This is a genomic window from Dactylosporangium sp. CA-233914 (genome assembly GCF_050942935.1).
In the GTDB taxonomy this organism is placed as follows: Bacteria; Actinomycetota; Actinomycetes; order Mycobacteriales; family Micromonosporaceae; genus Dactylosporangium.
In genome coordinates this window covers 3,537,140-3,554,021 of record NZ_CP192030.1, presented here as the reverse complement: position 1 = coordinate 3,554,021, position 16,882 = coordinate 3,537,140, and the positions used below count along the sequence as shown (strand labels likewise).

Below are 16,882 nucleotides of genomic sequence, written 5' to 3'. Positions count from 1 at the left end.
ACGGCTCCGATCGCTCCGGCCGAGCTGATACACTCGGATCAATCATTCGACCATGATCGATTTGATTGCGGCGACTCACATGGAACCCTCGGGGGAGGTTTCGTGCACGTCGGTTACCTCAAGACCTTTGTCGAGATCGTCGAGTGTGGATCAATATCCCAGGCGGCCAGGAACCGGCATTGCTCGCAGTCCAGCGCCCTCATCACCCAGGCCTCCGTCGGAGCGGTTGCGATCGCCGGCATCGGAAAGACCGATAACCCGAAAGATACCGATTCTTATATCACGAATGCCGATGGCTAAACGATTCCGAAACCTTGCCGTGTACATCGGATTCGACTGCTTCGAGTTCCGCAGCCAGAACCAGCCGTCGGCGATAGTCAGTGGAGGGCAGGATGGGCGACACCCCGCCGGAAACGGTGCTCGAAGTGGCCGGGCTGACGAAACGGTACGGCCGATTCCTGGCCGTCGACGACGTCAGCCTGCACGTCGCCGCGGGCTCCGTGACCGGACTTCTCGGCCCGAACGGCTCCGGCAAGTCGTCCATCCTGCATTCCGTCACCGGCGTGATCGAGCCGACCGCCGGCTCGATCACGATCGCCGGGCACGGCCATCAGAGCCCGGAGGCGAAGCGCGAGCTCGGGTTCGTGCCCGACGACCTCGCACTGCCGACCAGCCTCACCGGCGCGGAGTTCCTCGACCTGGGCCGGCGGCTGCAGCGCGAGTTCTCCACCGAGCTGATGGCCGACCTGCTCGACCTGCTCGACCTGACCAGCGCCACCCGCAAGCTGGTGGCCGAATACTCCCACGGCATGAAGCGCAAGCTCCAGGTCGTGTCGGCGCTGTGCCACGGCCCGGCACTGCTCATCCTCGACGAGCCGTTCCGCGGCCTCGACCCGGAGGCGGCGGTGGTGCTGCGCGCCCTCGTCGAGGCGTTCGTGGCCCACGCGGGCGGCGTGCTCGTCGCCACCCACGACCTGCTCACCGCGCAGACGTTCTGTGACCAGGTGTGGATCATCGCCGGCGGCCGGCTGGTCGCCGGCGGGTCGCCGGCCGCGCTGATGGCCGAGTTCGGCCGGTCCACGCTCGAGGACGTGTTCCTCACCGCCACCGGCATCGAGTCGCGCGCGCAGGGCGCCCGGGCCCGCATCCGGGAGATCTCATTGCTCGGCCGGCGCCACGAGCCGGTCGCCGGAGTAAGGAGCTGACGATGGGACGCAACAACCGGTGGTTCCTGGCGTTCGGCAGCGGTGCCGTCCTCGCCGTCTTCGCCGTGATCGTCATCGCCGTCGGCGGCATGATCACGGCGGTTTCCAACGAGCGCACGGTCGACATCCCGCTCCTGCTGACCGCGCACTCAGGGACCGGCCAGGACCTGCTCTCCGTGGACCTCAACCCGGTCGGGCTGCTGGTCTGGCTGCTCGCGCTGACCGTGCTCGTCGGGCTGCCGATCGGCCTCACCCGCCGCCGGACGAGCGCGAACGGGGCTCCGTGAGGAGCGTTACCGCCGTCGCCGAGGCCATGCTGCGCAGCTGGCGGCGCGAGATGATCCGGGCCCTCGGCGACAGCGTCGGGGCCTACCGGGCGGTGGTCGTGACGCTGTTGCTGGCCGCGGCCGGGTGGGTGTACCTCGCGGTCAGCACCCGCAAGGCGGTCGGCGCCGACGAACTGCACCGGGCCGGCCTGCACGAGCTGCTGCTGGCGCTCACCCTCAACCTCACCCTGGCCACCGCCGCGCTCGGCGCCGTCGGGCTGATCCTGCTCATCCCCAACGAGTCGGCGTTCGGCACGCTGCTGGCGACCGCGCCGATGCGGGCCGTCCAGCGCCGGCTCGCCCTCGACCTCCCGGCGATGCTGCTGACGCTCGGCCTGGCCGGGTCGATGTCCGCGCCGTTCCTATGGCTGTCGATCCAGGGGGCGCCGGGCCCGGCCGAGGTCACCGCGGTCGTCGCGTCCTGGCTGGCGGTCGCGCTGGGCGGGATGCTCGTCGCCGCCAGCGTCTTCCGGCTGCTGGTCAGCCTCACGGTGCGGCTCGTGGGCATTCACCGCCCCCTCGCGCAGGCCGTGGGCGCGTTGGCGATGTTCGGGCTCGTCGGGTACCAATGCGTCGCCAACCAGGCGAGCACGGACGACCCGACCGCGGCCCGGTGGCTGCTGCGGGCGCTGACCCACGCCAGCCTTGCCGCCCCCGCCGGCGCGCTCGCCATCGCGTTCAGCGTCGTGCTCCTGGCGGCACTGGTGTGGTGGGCCACTTCCAGCCTCGTCGATCGGCACCCCGCCGGCGACCGTTCGCGGCTGATCGGCCTGCGCACCGCCCGCGTCGGCCGCCGCCCGCGCTCGCTCACCCTCCTCGAACTGCTCCAAGCGACCCGCCATCCCGGCAACGTGGCCCTGATCTTCGTCCTGATCGGCGCCGCGATCGCGGTGGCCGTCGTGGAACCGGTCCGTGACGTCCTGTTCTGGCCGGCCGGCGGGCTGCTCATCTTCGCGATGCTCGGCCTGGTCCCGCTGTCCAGTTACGGCGCCACCTGGACCCACCACTGGATCTACCGGGCCGCCACCGCGAGCCGCGGCCGCTGGGTCGGGCCGAAGTGGGCGGCGACGGCGATCCTGTGGCTGGTGGTGTTCGGCGCGATCAGCGCCGCGCTCCTCGCCACCCCCGGCTGGGACCCGGGCCTCGTGCTCGGGGCCACCCCGCCGATGGTCGCCACGTTCGCCACCACCATGCTGGTCGGGCTCGTCATCCCGGTCGGCGAGGAGCAGCCGCTCTCGTCGGTCGCCGCGGTCGTGCTGGCCACGACGGTCGGGCTGGCGGTCTCGATGGCCTTCAACGAGCTCGCCGCCAGCAACGTGCTGCCGATCGTGGTGGTGGTGCTCGTGATGGGCGGCGGCATCCTGCTGTACCGCAGGCTCGCCCGCTGGCGGGAACGTGACCTCGTCTTCTGATCGCGTCGCCGGCCCAGTGCTCCACCCGAGCGCCGGTGTCGAGCCCGGTGTGCCGGGGGTGCTGCACAATGCGCACCGTGCGGTTGATGTGGCGGTACCGGAAGGCGAGTGGGACCTCTTCACCCGCGCGCACGCCGCAGGCCGATTGCCGCTCGCCCCGGCCGACATCGGCCCCGCCCTGGGCCTCACCCGACTGCGCGCCGTCCACGTCCGGTTCCCGCCGGGCGCACCGCGCCGCGCCGCCCTCCGGGCACTGCGGCACGGCGACGACGCCGAGTTGCGCATGCTGCTGGACCTGGCGATCCGGCGGGTCCCCGTGCCCGCCGGAGCGCCCCCGGCCGTCGCCCGCTGCGTCGCCCACCTGCTCGGCCGGGCCTGGCGCACCCTCGCCCTGCTCGGTCTGCCCGTGGCCGCCGTGGCCCGGCTGCTCGGCGGCGACCCGGCCGCGGTGCTCGCCGCCGCCCTGACCCCGGCCGCCGTCGCGGTCACGCTGGCCCTGCACGAGGCCGCCCACCTGATCGCGCTGCGCCGCCGCACCGGCCACCCCCGCACGGGCGCCCTCCTCATCGGCCCGTGGCACCTCGCCGTGATCCGCCCCGACCTGACCGGCGCCCCGCTGCGCTGGGTCGCCGCCACCGGCCCGCTCACCGGAGCGGCCGCCGCCCTCCCCCTGACCGTGGCCGGGGCGTGGCAACCCTGGCTCTTCGCCGCGGGGATCGCGGCGCTGGCTGTGCACCTGGCAAACCTTTGGCCAACGTCGGTCGACGGCCGTCAGCTGTGGCGCGGCCTCGCCTGACCGTTGATCCGATGAACGTGCGGCTCGCGGTCAGGCCCCGGGAGGCTGCGATCCCGCGTGGGGTATCGGCTGGTACCCGTCGGCGATTGCCGCGTCTGCCAACTTTGCGAGCAACCGCCTCAGTTCCTCGCGGTCGGCGCGAGGCCAATCGTCGAGGGATTCTCGTAACCGCTGTTCGGCATGGCCGATGATCTTCTCCCCGATGTCGCGTCCCCTGGACGAGAGGGCGATGAGGACCCCTCGGTCGTCGGCCGGGTCCGCAGTCCGGAGGATGAGATCGGCCTCCTCAAGGCGCCGGGTGATCTTGGTCATGTTGGAACGTCCGGTGCCGAGCGCTCGGGCGAGCTCGGTGGGGCGGAGTGCTCCTCGGTAAGCCAGTTGATTGACGGCGAGGAAGAGCACGACGTCGTCGACCGGAAAGCCGGCGGCCTTCATCGTCGACACCCGAACGTCGTGGCTGTCCGACCAATGGACGATGGCCCCCAGCGATGCGAGGAGGCCGCCCGGGTCGACCCTGCGAGCGGGTGACAGATCCACACTGCCGGCCGATGCCAGCTCGTGGGCGGCGGGTCGAGGCACACGCCCTCCTCTCAGCAACGCGGGCCCCAGCCTACGTGGACGCCTCCTCGCGGCCGCTCGCGGCTCGGATCTCGGCAGCGAGCGATGGCCGGGCAACGCCTCCTGTCACCTGCGCTTGCGGATCTCCTCGGCGGCCTGCGGGACGACCGTGAACAGGTCGCCGACGACGCCGTAGTCGGCGACTTCGAAGATCGGGGCCTCGGGGTCCTTGTTGACCGCGGCGATGGTCTTCGAGGTCTGCATGCCGGCGCGGTGCTGGATGGCGCCGGAGATGCCCAGCGCGACGTACAGCTGCGGGGAGACGGTCTTGCCGGTCTGCCCGACCTGGAACTGGTGTGGGTAGAAGCCGGAGTCGACCGCGGCGCGGGACGCGCCGACGGCGCCGCCGAGCAGGTCGGCCAGTTCCTCGACCAGTGTGAAGTTGTCGGCGTTGCCGAGCCCGCGGCCGCCGGAGACGATGACCGAGGCTTCGGTGAGCTCGGGGCGGGTGCCCTTCTGCTCGGCGACGCGCTGCACCACCCTGGCCAGCTTGTCCGTCTCACGAACCTGCACGGTGAGCTGCTCGACGGCCGGTGTGGCCGGCGCCGGGGCCGGGGTGAGCGAGTTCGGGCGGACGGTGACCAGCGGCAGGCCGCGGGTGACCTTGGACTTGACGATGGTGGAACCGGCGAACGCGACCTGCGTGGCGGTGCCGTCCGCATCGAGGGCAACCACGTCGGTCAGGATGCCGTTGTCCAGCTTGACGGCCAGCCGGGCGGCGATCTCCTTGCCCTCCTGCGACGAGGCGAGCAGCACCGCGGCCGGCTGTACCCGCTTCACGAGGTCGGCGAGCACGGTGGCCTTCGGCGCCACCAGATAGCCGTCGATCTCCTCACTCTCCGCGGCGTAGATCTTGCCCGCGCCGAACTCGCCCAGCTTGGCGGCCAGCGCCTGTGCGGCGCCGGCGCCGCCAAGCACGACCGCGGCCGGGGTGCCCAGCTCGCGGGCGAGGGTGAGCATCTCCAGCGTGACCTTCTTGACGCCGAATTCCCGGGTGGCTTCGACGACGACGAGAACCTCAGACATGCGGACCTCTCACACGAACTTCTCGGTGGCGAGGAACTCGACCAGCTGCACGCCGCCGGAGCCCTCATCGGTGACCTTGGTGCCGCCGGACCGCGGCGGGCGCGTGGAGTGCTCCAGCACCGTGCTGGTGGCGCCGTCGAAGCCCACCTCGGCGGGGGCGACGCCCAGGTCGGCCAGGGACAGCGTCCGCAGCGGCTTCTTCTTCGCCGCCATGATGCCCTTGAAGGACGGGTACCGCGGCTCGTTGATCGTGTCCCACACCGACACCACCGCCGGGGTCGAGGCGGTGACCACCTCGTACCCCTCCTCCGTCTGCCGCTCCACCGTCAACGTCGCCCCGTCCACGGTCAGCTTGCGCGCACCGGTCAGCGCCGCAACACCCAGCCGCTCCGCGATCATGTGCGGCAGCACCTGCACTCGACCATCAGTCGACTCCGAACCGCACAGCACCAGATCCGCATCGAGCTGACCGAGTGCGGCCGCCAGGACCTTCGAGGTGGCCACCGCACACGAGCCGTGCAGGGCATCGTCCACCACGTGCACCGCCTTGTCCGGGCCCATCGACAGCGCCTTACGGATCGACTCGGTCGCCCGGTCCGGACCCATCGTCAGGATGGTGACCTCACCGCCGTGCGCCTCCTTGATCTTCAACGCCTCCTCGATGGCGTACTCGTCCATCTCGTTGATCACGTTGCTCGCCGAACCGCGGTCGACGGTGTTGTCGTCACTGCGCAGGCTGCGGTCCGCGCCCGAATCAGGCACCTGCTTGACGAGTACGACGATATTCATCGCGCTTCGACGTCCTCTCTACGCTCAGTTGGATGAGATCTCTTCGGTCCTGATACCCGATGGATCAGGCCAGCGCCGGACGACGGACGGTTGCCCCGCTCACTTCTGAAGCACGGTCCAGGGCGCGGAGGATATCCTCGACGCGCTCCTTGGCGTCGCCGAAGAGCATCTGGCTGTTGTCGCGGAAGAACAACGGGTTCTGCACGCCGGCATAGCCTGTGGCCATCGACCGCTTGAAGACGATCACGTCGTGGGCGTTCCAGACCTTGAGAACCGGCATGCCGGCGATCGGCGAGGACGGGTCCTGCGACGCGGCCGGGTTGACCGTGTCGTTGGCGCCGATGACCAGGACCACGTCGGTGGCGTCGAAGTCGTCGTTGATCTCGTCCATCTCGAGCACGATGTCGTAGGGCACCTTGGCCTCGGCCAGCAGCACGTTCATGTGGCCGGGAAGGCGACCCGCCACGGGGTGGATGCCGAACCTCACGTCGACGCCCTTGGCCCGAAGCTTCGCGGTCAGGTCGGCGACGGGGTACTGCGCCTGCGCCACCGCCATGCCGTAGCCGGGAGTGATGACGACCGAGGATGCGCCGGCCAGCAGTTCGGCGACGGCGTCGGCCTGGATCTCGCGGTGCTCACCGTAGTCCTTGTCGCCGGCGGGGCCGGCCTCGATGCCGAAGCCACCGGCGATGACGGAGATGAAGGAGCGGTTCATCGCCTTGCACATGATGTAGGACAGGTAGGCACCGGATGAGCCGACCAGCGCACCGGTCACGATCAGCAAGTCGTTGTTGAGCAGGAACCCCGAGGCGGCCGCGGCCCAACCCGAGTAGCTGTTGAGCATCGAGACCACGACCGGCATGTCGCCGCCACCGATGGAGGCGACCAGGTGCCAGCCCAGGGCCAGAGCGAGCACCGTCAGCCCGACGAGGACGACGTCCTGGCCGGTGCTGCCGGCATCAACGGCGACGTAGACGACGGTGAGGATCGCGAAGAGGACCAGCGAACCGACGTTGATGAAGTTCTTGCCCGGCAGCATGAGCGGGGCAGACTTCATCTTCGCCGAGAGCTTCAGGTTGGCGACGATCGAGCCGGTGAACGTGACCGCGCCGATGAAGATGCCGATCGAGACCTCGGCCTCGTGGATGTTGTTGAGGCTCTCCAGCGCGTAGTGCGAGCCCTCGAGGTGGCCGCTCCAGCCGATCGCGACGGCGGCGAGGCCGACGAAGCTGTGCAGCAGCGCGATGAGCTCGGGTATTCCGGTCATCTCGACGATCTTGGCCCGCCACAGGCCGATCACGGCACCGATCGTGATCGAGGCCAGCATGAGCGGGATCGAGATCGTGCCGCCGTCGAGGTCGGTGGTGACGTCGATGACCAGAATGACGGTCGCGACGAGCGCGATCGCCATGCCGACGATGCCGTAGGTCAGGCCGTTCCTGGCGGACTCGTGCTTCGACAGGCCCGCCAGCGAGAGGATGAACAACAGCGAGGCGACGATGTACACCGCGCCAGTGGAAGAGACGATGTCCATGGCTCAGGCCCCCTTGTTGAACATGCCGAGCATGCGCCGCGTGACCGCGAAGCCACCGAAGATGTTGATCGAGGCAAGCAGGGTCGCCGCGGCGGCGAGGATCCGTATGGTGGTGTCCTCCGAGGCGACCTGGATCAGCGCGCCGACCACGACCACGCCCGAGATGGCGTTGGTGACCGACATCAGCGGCGTATGCAGGGCGTGCGCCACCTTGCCGATGACGTAGTAGCCGATCACGATCGAGAGCATCAGCGTCGTGAAGTGCCGCGGGACCGGGTCCGGCGCGGTCGCGTTGACCAGCCAGAACAGGGCAGTGCCGCCCAGCACCAGGCCGGCCTTCGCACCCGCGGACAGCGGCGCCTTCTCCTTCTTGGCCGCAGCGGCGGCCGAGGGTGTCGCGGCCGAGGGGGCGGCCGAGACCTGCACGGGCGGCGGCGGCCAGGTGGACTCGCCCTCCTTGACGACGGTGATGCCACGCTGGACGACGTCGTCGAAGTTCAGCGTCAGGTTGCCGTCCTTCTCCGGCGTCAGCAGCTTGAGCAGGTTGACGACATTGGTGCCGTACAGCTGCGACGTCTGCGCAGCCAGGCGGCCCGCGAGGTCGGTGTAACCCAGGATCGTCACGCCGTTCTCGGTGACGACCTTCTGATCCGCCACGGTGCCCGCGACGTTGCCACCGTTGGCCGCGGCCATGTCGACAATCACGGAGCCGTTCTTCATGCCGGCCACAGCCTCGGCGCTGAGCAGGTTCGGCGCAGGGCGTCCCGGGATCAGTGCGGTGGTGATGACGATGTCGGCGGCACGCGCCTCCTCGTCGTACATCGCGGCGGTCGCGGCCTGCTGCTCCTCGGTCATCTCCCTGGCGTAGCCGTCGGAGGACTGCTCCGCCACGAACACGGACGTGTCCAGCTCAACGAACTGCGCGCCCATCGACTCGACCTGCTCGGCCACCTCGGGACGCACGTCGAACGCGCGCACGACCGCACCCATCGCCGACGCGGCACCGATCGCGGCCAGACCCGCGACACCGGCACCCGCCACGAACACCCGGGCCGGCGGGATCTTGCCCGCGGCCGTCACCTGGCCGGTGAACATCCGGCCGAACTCGTGCGCGGCCTCGACCACGGCGCGGTAGCCCGCGACGTTCGCCATCGAGGACAGCACGTCCATCGGCTGCGCGCGCGAGATCCGCGGCACCGCGTCCATCGCGAGCGCGGTGACGCCCTGCGCTCGCAGCTTCGCCAGCAGCTCGGGGCTGCGGCCCGGCGCCATCATCGAGATGATCGTGGCGCCCCGCCGGAGCCGGCCGATCTCCTCGTCGGTGGGGGCGTTGACCTTCACGACGACGTCGGCGGCCCACACCTCCTCCGTCGTACCGACCCGGATACCAGCACCGGTGAACGCGCTGTCGGGCTGGTCGGCGAGGTCGCCGGCGCCCGACTCGACGATCACGTCGTAACCGAGGCCGGTCAGCTGGGACACGGTCCTGGCGGTCGCCGCAACCAGGGCGCCCTGTTTCGACTCGCTCGGGATGCCGATGAGCATCGATACCCTCCTCAGTAGAGAGCCTTCCCGCCATCGAGACGGATGACCGTGCCGTTCAGGTAGGGCGAGCACGTCGAGAGGTAGAGCAGCGTCTCCGCGACATCGTCGGCATCCCCGTTGCGGAACTCGTACCGCGTCCCGACCCGGTAGGTGTCGCCGTCGACGAGCGGTTCACCACGATAACGACGCAGCGCGTCATTGGTGCCGTCGTCCGAGCGGAAGAACTGCGTCGGTGCCACCGCGTTGCATTGCACCGTCGGAGAAAGCGCGACGGCGAGCTGCTCCATGAGCCTGATCAGAGCCGTCTTGGACAGGCCGTGCGGAATGAGATTCGGCCATGCCTCGTTGGTCGAGTTTCCCACCAGCGCGATGATCCTGCCGTACCCCTGCTTCTTCATGACCGCCGCTGCGGCTTGGCTGAGGAAGAACGGTCCCCGGATGTTGACCCCGAATGAGGCGTCGAAGTCGTCCTCGGTCACGTCTTCGAACTCCTTCGCGCGAAGGGAGCTCGCATTGTGGATCAGCACGGAGAGATCGCCGCGCCAGGCCGCCGCTTGGTCCACGAGCCGGCGGCCGTCCGCGGTGTCCGACACGTCCGCCTCCACGGCGATCGCCTCGCCGCCCTCGGAGCGGATGAGCCCGACGGTCTTCTCGGCGAGCTCCGCCTGCTTCCAGTGGTTCACGACCACGGCCGCCCCGGCCGCTGCGAACCTGCGCGCGAACACGCGGCCCGCACGTTCGGCCGCGCCGGTGATGAGGACCGTCCGGCCGGCGAGAGTTGAGTTCATGATGTCTCCAAACAGGCAGAGTGAGGGGTTTGCATGCTCGGGTGTCCCCGGCGGACGGGAAGTCAGACCTGGCGGATGCCGGCCCGCCACACGGCGCTCGTGAGCGGGACTCCGGGACGGTAGGCGAGATGGGTGACCGAGGGCGCGTCCAGCACCTGGAAATCCGCCCGCCGGCCAGGACCGACCACCCCGACGGCCGGCTGCGCCGTGCCCCGGGGATCGAGCCACCCCTCCTCGTCCATTCCCAACGCGATCGCCCCTCCCAGCGTCGCCGCGCGGACCGCCTCCTGCACGGTGAGACCCATCTGCAGCACGGCGGTGGCGACGGAGAACGCCATCGAGGTGGTGAAGGACGTGCCGGGGTTGCAGTTCGAGGCGATCGCGACGACCGCGCCGGCGTCCAGGAGACGCCGGGCCGGCGCGAGCGGCATCCGAGTGGAGAGGTCGCAGGCCGGAAGAACCGTCGCGACCGTGCCTCGCCTCGCGTCCGCCCACGAGGAGGCCAGGGCCGCGACGTCGTCGTCGGTCAGGAAGCCGAGGTGATCCACGCTGAGGGCGCCGTACTCGACAGCGAGCCGCACCCCTGGCCCGTGCCCGAGCTGGTTGCCGTGCAGGCGACGCGCCATTCCCCGCGTCCTGGCCACGTCGAGGATCCTGCGCGTCGCCGCCTCGTCGAAGGCGCCGACCTCGCAGAAGACGTCCACCGCCGACACGAAGGGAGCGACGGCCTCGAGCATCGGACCAGCGACGAGCGCGACGTACTCGTCCGGGTCGGCGCCCGCAGGCACGACGTGTGCGCCGAGGAACGTCACCGCGTCCGCGTGCCGGCCGGCCAGGCGGGCTGCCCGTACCTCGTCGGTCAGCGTCAGGCCGTACCCGGTCTTCGTCTCGATCGTCGTCGTCCCGCCACGGCGCGCCTCCGCGACGAGCCTCTCGATATTTCCCTCGAGATCCGCGTCGCTCGCCGCCCGCGTGGCCTGGACCGTCACGTTGATACCGCCCGCCGCGTACGGCTCACCGGCCATCCTCGCCTCGAACTCGGCAGTGCGGTCCCCGGCGAAGACCATATGGGTGTGGGAATCGACCCAACCCGGGAGCACAGCTCGTCCGGCCAGGTCCACCCTCCGGTCGGCGGGGGGCGCCGCACGAGACGGCCCGACCCACGCGATCCGATCTCCTTCGACGACCAGCGCGGCATCGGGGACCCGCCCGCCGTTGGCCTCGTCGTTCGTGGTCAGCTCTGAGATGCCGTCGATGACGACGGCTTCCTGTGGCTCGTTCACGTCCTCATGCCTCTGTCCGGTCCGCATGCTGGCAGGCCCGTCATCCCCGGGACTGACCCTTGCGCGGATCACGCAGCCGGGAGAACTGCGCAGTCGAATAGGTGCGCCCGCTGGTCGGGGCGAGGAACGGTTCTGCGGTGTGGTCCCGGCCGTCCAGCTCTGTCTCGATGACGTGGCGAAGTAGCTCACCCACGACCGGCGCCGTCTTGAACTGTGTACCCGAGGTCGCCATCGCGACGAACAGCCCGTCGAAACACGTCCGGTCGTAGATCGGCAGCCAGTCCTCCGCCGCGTCGTACAGCCCGACGACGCCGGCTCGAGCACGCGGGATGCCCAGCGCCGGGATGCGCCGAGCCAGCCGCAGCGTCGCGCGTTCCCAGCCGTCGGCAGTCACCAGCGGGTTGAACACATCGGGGTCCTCGATGACTGTCTGCTCCTCGACGAGATCACCGTTACTGCCACCGAGGAACGCGTTGCCTAGCTCTGGACGAAAGTTGATGTTGAGGTCGCCGTCCACGAGGTGTACCCCTTGAAGCGCGAGGTCCAGCCCAGCAGGCGCGGGCACGTGGACCAGTTCCTCCCGTATTCGCCGGGTTCGGACCCGGAAGTCGGAGGTTCCGCCGATCGCACTGACCAGTGAATCGGAGTGCGGTCCGGCGGCGACGAGAACAGCCTCCGCTCGCAACCTGCTGCCATCGGCCAGCGTCGCTCCCACCGCGCGGGCACCCTCGAGATCGATCCGAGCGACAGTGGTCGACGACCGCAAGCGGGCACCTTCTCTGCGGGCCGCTTGCATCAGATTGACTGCCGCGAGGGTCGGGTCACCGACGTACCCCGACTGCGCGGTGAAGAGAGCGCCACGCAGGAACTCTGTCGGCTCCGACCAGAACTCGTCGTCGTCCACGGGCCGGGGCGGTCCGAACCGGTGGAAGTCGAAGTACGGGAATTGATCACTCATTTCGTCCAGCGACCACTCGTCGAACGAGACCTCGGCGGCCCTCATCGCCGCCGCGGCCCGCTCGACGAACCCGGTCCCGGCGTCGAGGATCAGCGAGCCACACCGCACGAAACGCGTGACCAACTCAGTGCTGTCGGCACCGAGGAAGTCGCGCCAGTTGTTCCACACGGTCAGGGAGTCGGCAGCGAGCGCTGAGCTCTGCACGTCGCTCGCGTGGACGCGGATGATGCCTGCCGACGACCCGGTCGAACCGTCGCCGACCCCGCTGTTGCGATCGACCACGAGCACGTCGTGGCCAGACTTCGCCAGCGCGAAGGCGGCGCTGGCGCCGATCACCCCCGCCCCGATGATCAGCACGTCAGCGCGATTCTCTACCTCGGTACCCATGCTCCCTCACAGTCTGGATCAACGCGGCGCTCGACGATCGTTGACGGCGCGGACTCAGAGACCCCAACCGGCGTGAGGCTGAAGAGCACCCTTTTGCTTGACGAACGACTCGCGCAGGTCTGCGACCCTGTCCCCGGCGAAGGTCAGCAGGAAGTTGCCCGCCAGGGTGTAGTCCTCCCCGCCCGAGCGGAGGGTGGCCCACCATTCGACACCCACCCGGTCTCCCTCGATCACCGGTGTCCCGTAACGGAAGTCGACATCGGATACGCCAACGAGCGCGGCATCCCAGAACCCCGCGATGGCGTCGTGGCCGACGAACGGCTGCTCCAGAAAGGGACTGTTCCGGTAGCTGGCGCCCTCGGTCATGATGGCCGCCGCCCCCTCCACGTCGCCTTCGCGCCACACCCGCCCGAACTCCTCCAGCCATGCCTTGACGACGTCAGCCGAAACGCTCACTTGTTCTTCCTCGCTCTCGTTGGGGCGGAACCGCTCGGCCACGGTGCGGCCGGCATCGCGGCCGGCCGTTCACCCCGGCCCGGCACAACTCTATGCGAACTGCCGCCGCTAGCATAGTATTATGCGAGCGAGAAACGGCCAGCTCTGACGGTGCTCATCCCGCACGGACGTCCGTCTCACTAGACCTACAGACGAGGGGGGTAGCAACCCGAATGGCACCGACTCCCGAACCTGATGCTGACGAGATCCATCGGTTCGACGACCTCTACCAGGTCTCCCAGTCCGAAGCGATCGTCGAGGACGACGAGTTCCTCAAGCAGGTATCGGCCGGCTCGGAGCTGCCCGTCCTGCTCGCTGCGCTGGCGGCAGCGCTCGGCGACCCGTCGATCCTGCACGCGGACCTCCAACCGCCCCTGACGCCGATCGACACGCAGCCGCACCCGCACGGAGGGATGTCGGAGGAGCAGAAAGCAAAGGCTGTCGCCGTCGCCGCCGCTGCGCTGACCGCCCTGCGCGACAAGGGGATCACCACGGTCGACGTGCTGCCGGACGAGACAGTTCGAGAGATCCTCCACTATCTCAGCGGCGGTCGAGACGAGTGGTACCGGATGCTGACCCATGAGCTCGACCTCGCAACCGACAAGGGCGGCCGGCCGTCTTGGAAGTTCGGGGAGGTCGCGAACGGACGACCCTTCCCCACGCTCATCATCGGCACAGGTGTCGCGGGGATCGCCGCCGCTCACCGATTCGCCCAGGCGGAAGTGCCGTTCACCCTGATCGAGGCCAGCACTTCCGTGGGAGGTACGTGGGCGAAGAATGCCTATCCCGGGGTCCGTCTCGACACTCCCACGTTCGGATACTCCTACTCGTTCGCGCAGCGTGGGGATTGGCCGCACCAGTTCGCGCAGGGCGGTGAGATCCTCGACTACCTCCGCGACGTGGCCGAGCGCGCCCGAATCACCGACCGGATCGAATTCTCGACCAGGCTCCTCCGCCTGCGCTGGGACGACGACGGCAGGTTCTGGGAGGCGACCACCCGCGGGCCGGACGGCAGCGAGCAGGTTCGCCGGTTCGCTGCGGTGGTCAGCGCGTTGGGCCAGCTCGACAGACCGAACATCCCGGAGTTCGAAGGCCAGAGTCTGTTCCGCGGAACGACGATGCACTCGCAGGAGTGGGATCACGCGGTCGACCTGAAGGGCAAGCGGGTTGCCGTCATCGGCACCGGCGCGAGCGCCTACCAGATCGTGCCGGCCATCGTCGGGGATGTGGATGCCCTCACCGTCTTCCAGCGCAGTGCGCCGTGGATGCTGCCGGCACCGAACTATCACCACCCGGTGACGGACGCGTTCAGCTGGCTCGCGCGGAAGGTTCCGCACTATGCGCAGTGGTACCGCCTCTGGGTGATCCTCACGGGCATCCCCGGACGGACCCACACCGTTACAGCGGAAGCGGACTGGCCCGGTGCGCCGCTCAGCGTCTCGGCCAAGAACCAGGAGCTGCGGGAGTACCTCATCACCCAACTCGAGGCCCAGTTCCAGGGCGCCCCGGAACTCCTCCAGCACGTCGTACCGGCGTACCCGCCCGGTGCCAAGCGCATGCTCCGGGACAACGAGGTGTGGGCCGCCGCGCTGCTCGCCGAGAAGACGACGCTCGTGACTTCTGGAATCGAGCGGTTCACCGAGGACGGGATCGTCGACACCGACGGTCTCCTGCACGAGGTGGACGTCATCGTATACGCGACGGGCTTCAAGCCGTCCGACTATCTCGACGAGGTCGAGGTCCTGGGACGCGACGGTATGGAGATCCATGAGTTCTGGGATGGTGACGCACGCGCCCACAACGGCGTCATGGTCCCGGGGTTCCCCAACTTCTTTCTCATTTACGGCCCCAACGTGGGTGGCGTTGTCGCGGGCAGCTTGCACTTCATGCTCGAGCGCGCGGTCGAGTACTCACTCAAAGCGATGCACGAGGTTCTACACCGGGGGGCGGCCGCGATCGACGTACGCAGGGAAGCGCTTGACCGCTTCGTCGCGTGGGTCGACCAGGGCAACCGGAGGATGGCGTGGGGCCAGCCGTATGTGAGCACCTGGTACCAGAACCGGCACGGACGGGTGTCCCAGATCTGGCCGTACACCAATGTGGAGTACTGGGAGATCACCGAGTCGGTCATCGAGTCGGACCACGAGTTCCTCGACTGACCGCCAGTTCCCTGATGACCCCTGGCACCTGCATCGCTCGACAGGAGACACCGCATGTCGGCAATCAAGCGAGACCAGATCAGCGTCGGCGGGCTTGTGACGAGCTTCCTGTCGGCGGGATCCCCATCCGCACACCCCCTGCTGCTGCTGCATGACGGGGCATGGGGTGGTTCGGCCGAGGCCAGCTGGATCAACGTGATCCCCACCCTGGCGGAGTACTACAGGGTGATCGCACCAGACCTCTACGGCTACGGGGCCTCCAGCAAGATGGTGCAGCTCGACGTGGCGCCGTACGAGTTCCGGCTCCGCCAGGTAGCGGCGCTGCTCGATGCGCTCAGGCTGGAGGACCGCCCCGCCCATCTCATCGGGAACTCCTTCGGCGGCGCCATGGCGTTGCGGGCAGCGACCCTGCCCTGGTTCTCGTGGCGCATCAGGACGGCCGTGTCGATAGCGGGAACGGGTGGCCCGTACCGCACCAAGGAGGCGTTGGCCGCGCTGTCGCACTTCGACGGCTCCCAGGCGGACATGCTGCGGATCGTACGCCTGCTCACCGGTCATTTCCCGGCGATCGACGAGCACGTCGAGCTTCGGCTACGTGACGCGCGCGACCCAGGTCACTACCGAGCCGTCGCTGCCGCCGGGCTCGCCACCCCGTTCGAGGGCACGCCGAGGCCCCACGACGACTACCCGCGGAGCCTCCGAACGGTCCGCACGCCACTAGCGCTGGTGAGCGGACGCCAGGACAACCTCGTCGAGCCGGACTGGGCGCACAGGATCGCCGAGCACGCACCCAGCTGCACGGTCTACGAGATCGACGCGAAGCACTCACCCAACATCAGCGACCCCGAGACGACGGCGACTCTCCTGCTCACGATCCTGGGGGAGCTCGAGAGTGGCGCCGTGGCGCAAGACCACACCGCGCTCGCGACGAATCGGTGACGCGCAACCCGGCGGTCCGCCACGGCGCCAGTCGCGTTCGCGGGGATCTCGCTCAGGGGACCGCAGACGCCCCGGCGAGCGGGCCCCTTGGCGACGGCGGCCTGCCGGCACCGCTGCGCCGCTTCTGCCAGCTCCGGCCGACTCATTGGGCGACGGGTGCGGGTGTCACCCGCGAAGTGGTGTCCTACCACGAGAGCCAGGAGCTGGCCACCGGCCGGCCACCCTGGCGCCTGAGCATCGCCGACCTGACCGGACCAGGCCCGTTCTCAAGCCTGCCGGGGATCACGCGCACCTTCGTTCCGGTTGACAGCTCCGTCGAGCTGCGGGTGGACGGTGAGACCCGGCGCATCGCCGCAGCCACGCCGTTCTCGTTCGCCGGCGACTCCGAGACGATACTGGTCCGGCTGACGACGCCGTGCCGTGCCGTCAACCTCATGGTCAAGGCCGACGACTCCGACCCCGCCGAACTCCTACCCTGCCGGTTTCCGTGGCTGGAGTTCCCGACGGCCGCCGTCGTGATCGCCCTCACCGCTGGCCGCGGTACGAGCAGGTTCGACGTCTGGCGACCGTCGGCCGCCCTCGACGGGCTAGGGGTGCGGCGGTGGCTCGCGGTTCGGTGACC

Annotated in this window: 17 protein-coding genes; 8 read left to right on the top strand and 9 right to left on the bottom strand. The window is 69.3% G+C overall.

What is annotated here, in order from left to right; all coding sequences use genetic code 11:
- Window positions 1-102: 102 nt before the first annotated feature.
- The 5 genes from ACQPY0_RS16345 (at window position 103) to ACQPY0_RS16325 (ending at window position 3,739) form a co-directional block, all read left to right on the top strand.
- A complete protein-coding gene (locus ACQPY0_RS16345) occupies window positions 103-300 on the top strand; it encodes a helix-turn-helix domain-containing protein (protein WP_432989584.1) in 198 nt (65 codons plus the stop codon).
- A gap of 92 nt (window positions 301-392) precedes the next feature.
- Entirely contained in the window at window positions 393-1,205 is an 813-nt protein-coding gene (locus tag ACQPY0_RS16340; protein WP_432989582.1) for an ABC transporter ATP-binding protein, read from the top strand.
- Between the two features lie 2 nt (window positions 1,206-1,207).
- Window positions 1,208-1,492, top strand: coding sequence for a hypothetical protein (locus ACQPY0_RS16335; RefSeq protein ID WP_432989580.1), 285 nt, complete (start codon window positions 1,208-1,210; stop codon window positions 1,490-1,492).
- Window positions 1,489-2,943: a hypothetical protein gene (locus ACQPY0_RS16330; protein ID WP_432989578.1), complete on the top strand. Its 1,455-nt coding sequence runs from the start codon at window positions 1,489-1,491 to the stop codon at window positions 2,941-2,943. The genes ACQPY0_RS16335 and ACQPY0_RS16330 overlap by 4 nt, the downstream gene beginning before the upstream one ends.
- Window positions 2,944-3,031: 88 nt before the next feature.
- Complete coding sequence (locus tag ACQPY0_RS16325; protein WP_432989576.1) at window positions 3,032-3,739, top strand: hypothetical protein; 708 nt, start codon at window positions 3,032-3,034, stop codon at window positions 3,737-3,739.
- 30 nt (window positions 3,740-3,769) lie between these two features.
- Here the strand turns inward: ACQPY0_RS16325 and ACQPY0_RS16320 are convergent, their stop codons facing one another.
- The 9 genes from ACQPY0_RS16320 to ACQPY0_RS16280 all read right to left on the bottom strand — a co-directional run bounded on the left by ACQPY0_RS16320 (window position 3,770) and on the right by ACQPY0_RS16280 (window position 13,165).
- The gene (locus ACQPY0_RS16320; RefSeq protein ID WP_432989574.1) at window positions 3,770-4,318 is read right to left on the bottom strand and encodes a MarR family winged helix-turn-helix transcriptional regulator; all 549 of its coding nucleotides are present in this window, start codon (window positions 4,316-4,318) and stop codon (window positions 3,770-3,772) included.
- Window positions 4,319-4,423: 105 nt separating this feature from the next.
- Entirely contained in the window at window positions 4,424-5,383 is a 960-nt protein-coding gene (locus ACQPY0_RS16315; RefSeq protein ID WP_432989572.1) for an electron transfer flavoprotein subunit alpha/FixB family protein, read from the bottom strand.
- A 9-nt stretch (window positions 5,384-5,392) separates the two neighbouring features.
- On the bottom strand, window positions 5,393-6,172 hold the full coding sequence (locus ACQPY0_RS16310) for an electron transfer flavoprotein subunit beta/FixA family protein (protein WP_432989570.1): 780 nt from the start codon (window positions 6,170-6,172) through the stop codon (window positions 5,393-5,395).
- Window positions 6,173-6,236: 64 nt separating this feature from the next.
- Window positions 6,237-7,706 carry a Re/Si-specific NAD(P)(+) transhydrogenase subunit beta gene (gene pntB, locus ACQPY0_RS16305; protein ID WP_432989568.1) on the bottom strand — a complete coding sequence of 490 codons (1,470 nt, stop codon included), beginning with the start codon at window positions 7,704-7,706 and terminating at the stop codon, window positions 6,237-6,239.
- Between the two features lie 3 nt (window positions 7,707-7,709).
- Window positions 7,710-9,323, bottom strand: coding sequence for a Re/Si-specific NAD(P)(+) transhydrogenase subunit alpha (locus ACQPY0_RS16300; RefSeq protein ID WP_432989566.1), 1,614 nt, complete (start codon window positions 9,321-9,323; stop codon window positions 7,710-7,712).
- Entirely contained in the window at window positions 9,263-10,129 is an 867-nt protein-coding gene (locus tag ACQPY0_RS16295; RefSeq protein ID WP_432989564.1) for an SDR family NAD(P)-dependent oxidoreductase, read from the bottom strand. Before ACQPY0_RS16295 ends, ACQPY0_RS16300 begins: the two co-directional genes overlap by 61 nt.
- Window positions 10,102-11,322, bottom strand: coding sequence for an imidazolonepropionase (hutI, locus tag ACQPY0_RS16290; protein ID WP_432989562.1), 1,221 nt, complete (start codon window positions 11,320-11,322; stop codon window positions 10,102-10,104). The genes ACQPY0_RS16295 and hutI overlap by 28 nt, the downstream gene beginning before the upstream one ends.
- Window positions 11,323-11,362: 40 nt before the next feature.
- Window positions 11,363-12,667: an NAD(P)/FAD-dependent oxidoreductase gene (locus ACQPY0_RS16285; protein WP_432989560.1), complete on the bottom strand. Its 1,305-nt coding sequence runs from the start codon at window positions 12,665-12,667 to the stop codon at window positions 11,363-11,365.
- A 54-nt stretch (window positions 12,668-12,721) separates the two neighbouring features.
- Window positions 12,722-13,165 carry a nuclear transport factor 2 family protein gene (locus ACQPY0_RS16280; RefSeq protein WP_432989558.1) on the bottom strand — a complete coding sequence of 148 codons (444 nt, stop codon included), beginning with the start codon at window positions 13,163-13,165 and terminating at the stop codon, window positions 12,722-12,724.
- A 170-nt stretch (window positions 13,166-13,335) separates the two neighbouring features.
- Between ACQPY0_RS16280 and ACQPY0_RS16275 the strand changes: the two genes are divergently transcribed.
- The 3 genes from ACQPY0_RS16275 to ACQPY0_RS16265 all read left to right on the top strand — a co-directional run bounded on the left by ACQPY0_RS16275 (window position 13,336) and on the right by ACQPY0_RS16265 (window position 16,880).
- Window positions 13,336-15,321: a flavin-containing monooxygenase gene (locus ACQPY0_RS16275; protein ID WP_432989556.1), complete on the top strand. Its 1,986-nt coding sequence runs from the start codon at window positions 13,336-13,338 to the stop codon at window positions 15,319-15,321.
- 54 nt (window positions 15,322-15,375) lie between these two features.
- The gene (locus tag ACQPY0_RS16270; protein ID WP_432989554.1) at window positions 15,376-16,260 is read left to right on the top strand and encodes an alpha/beta fold hydrolase; all 885 of its coding nucleotides are present in this window, start codon (window positions 15,376-15,378) and stop codon (window positions 16,258-16,260) included.
- Window positions 16,261-16,439: 179 nt separating this feature from the next.
- Complete coding sequence (locus ACQPY0_RS16265) at window positions 16,440-16,880, top strand: HutD family protein (protein WP_432989552.1); 441 nt, start codon at window positions 16,440-16,442, stop codon at window positions 16,878-16,880.
- The last annotated feature ends 2 nt before the right edge of the window (window positions 16,881-16,882 follow it).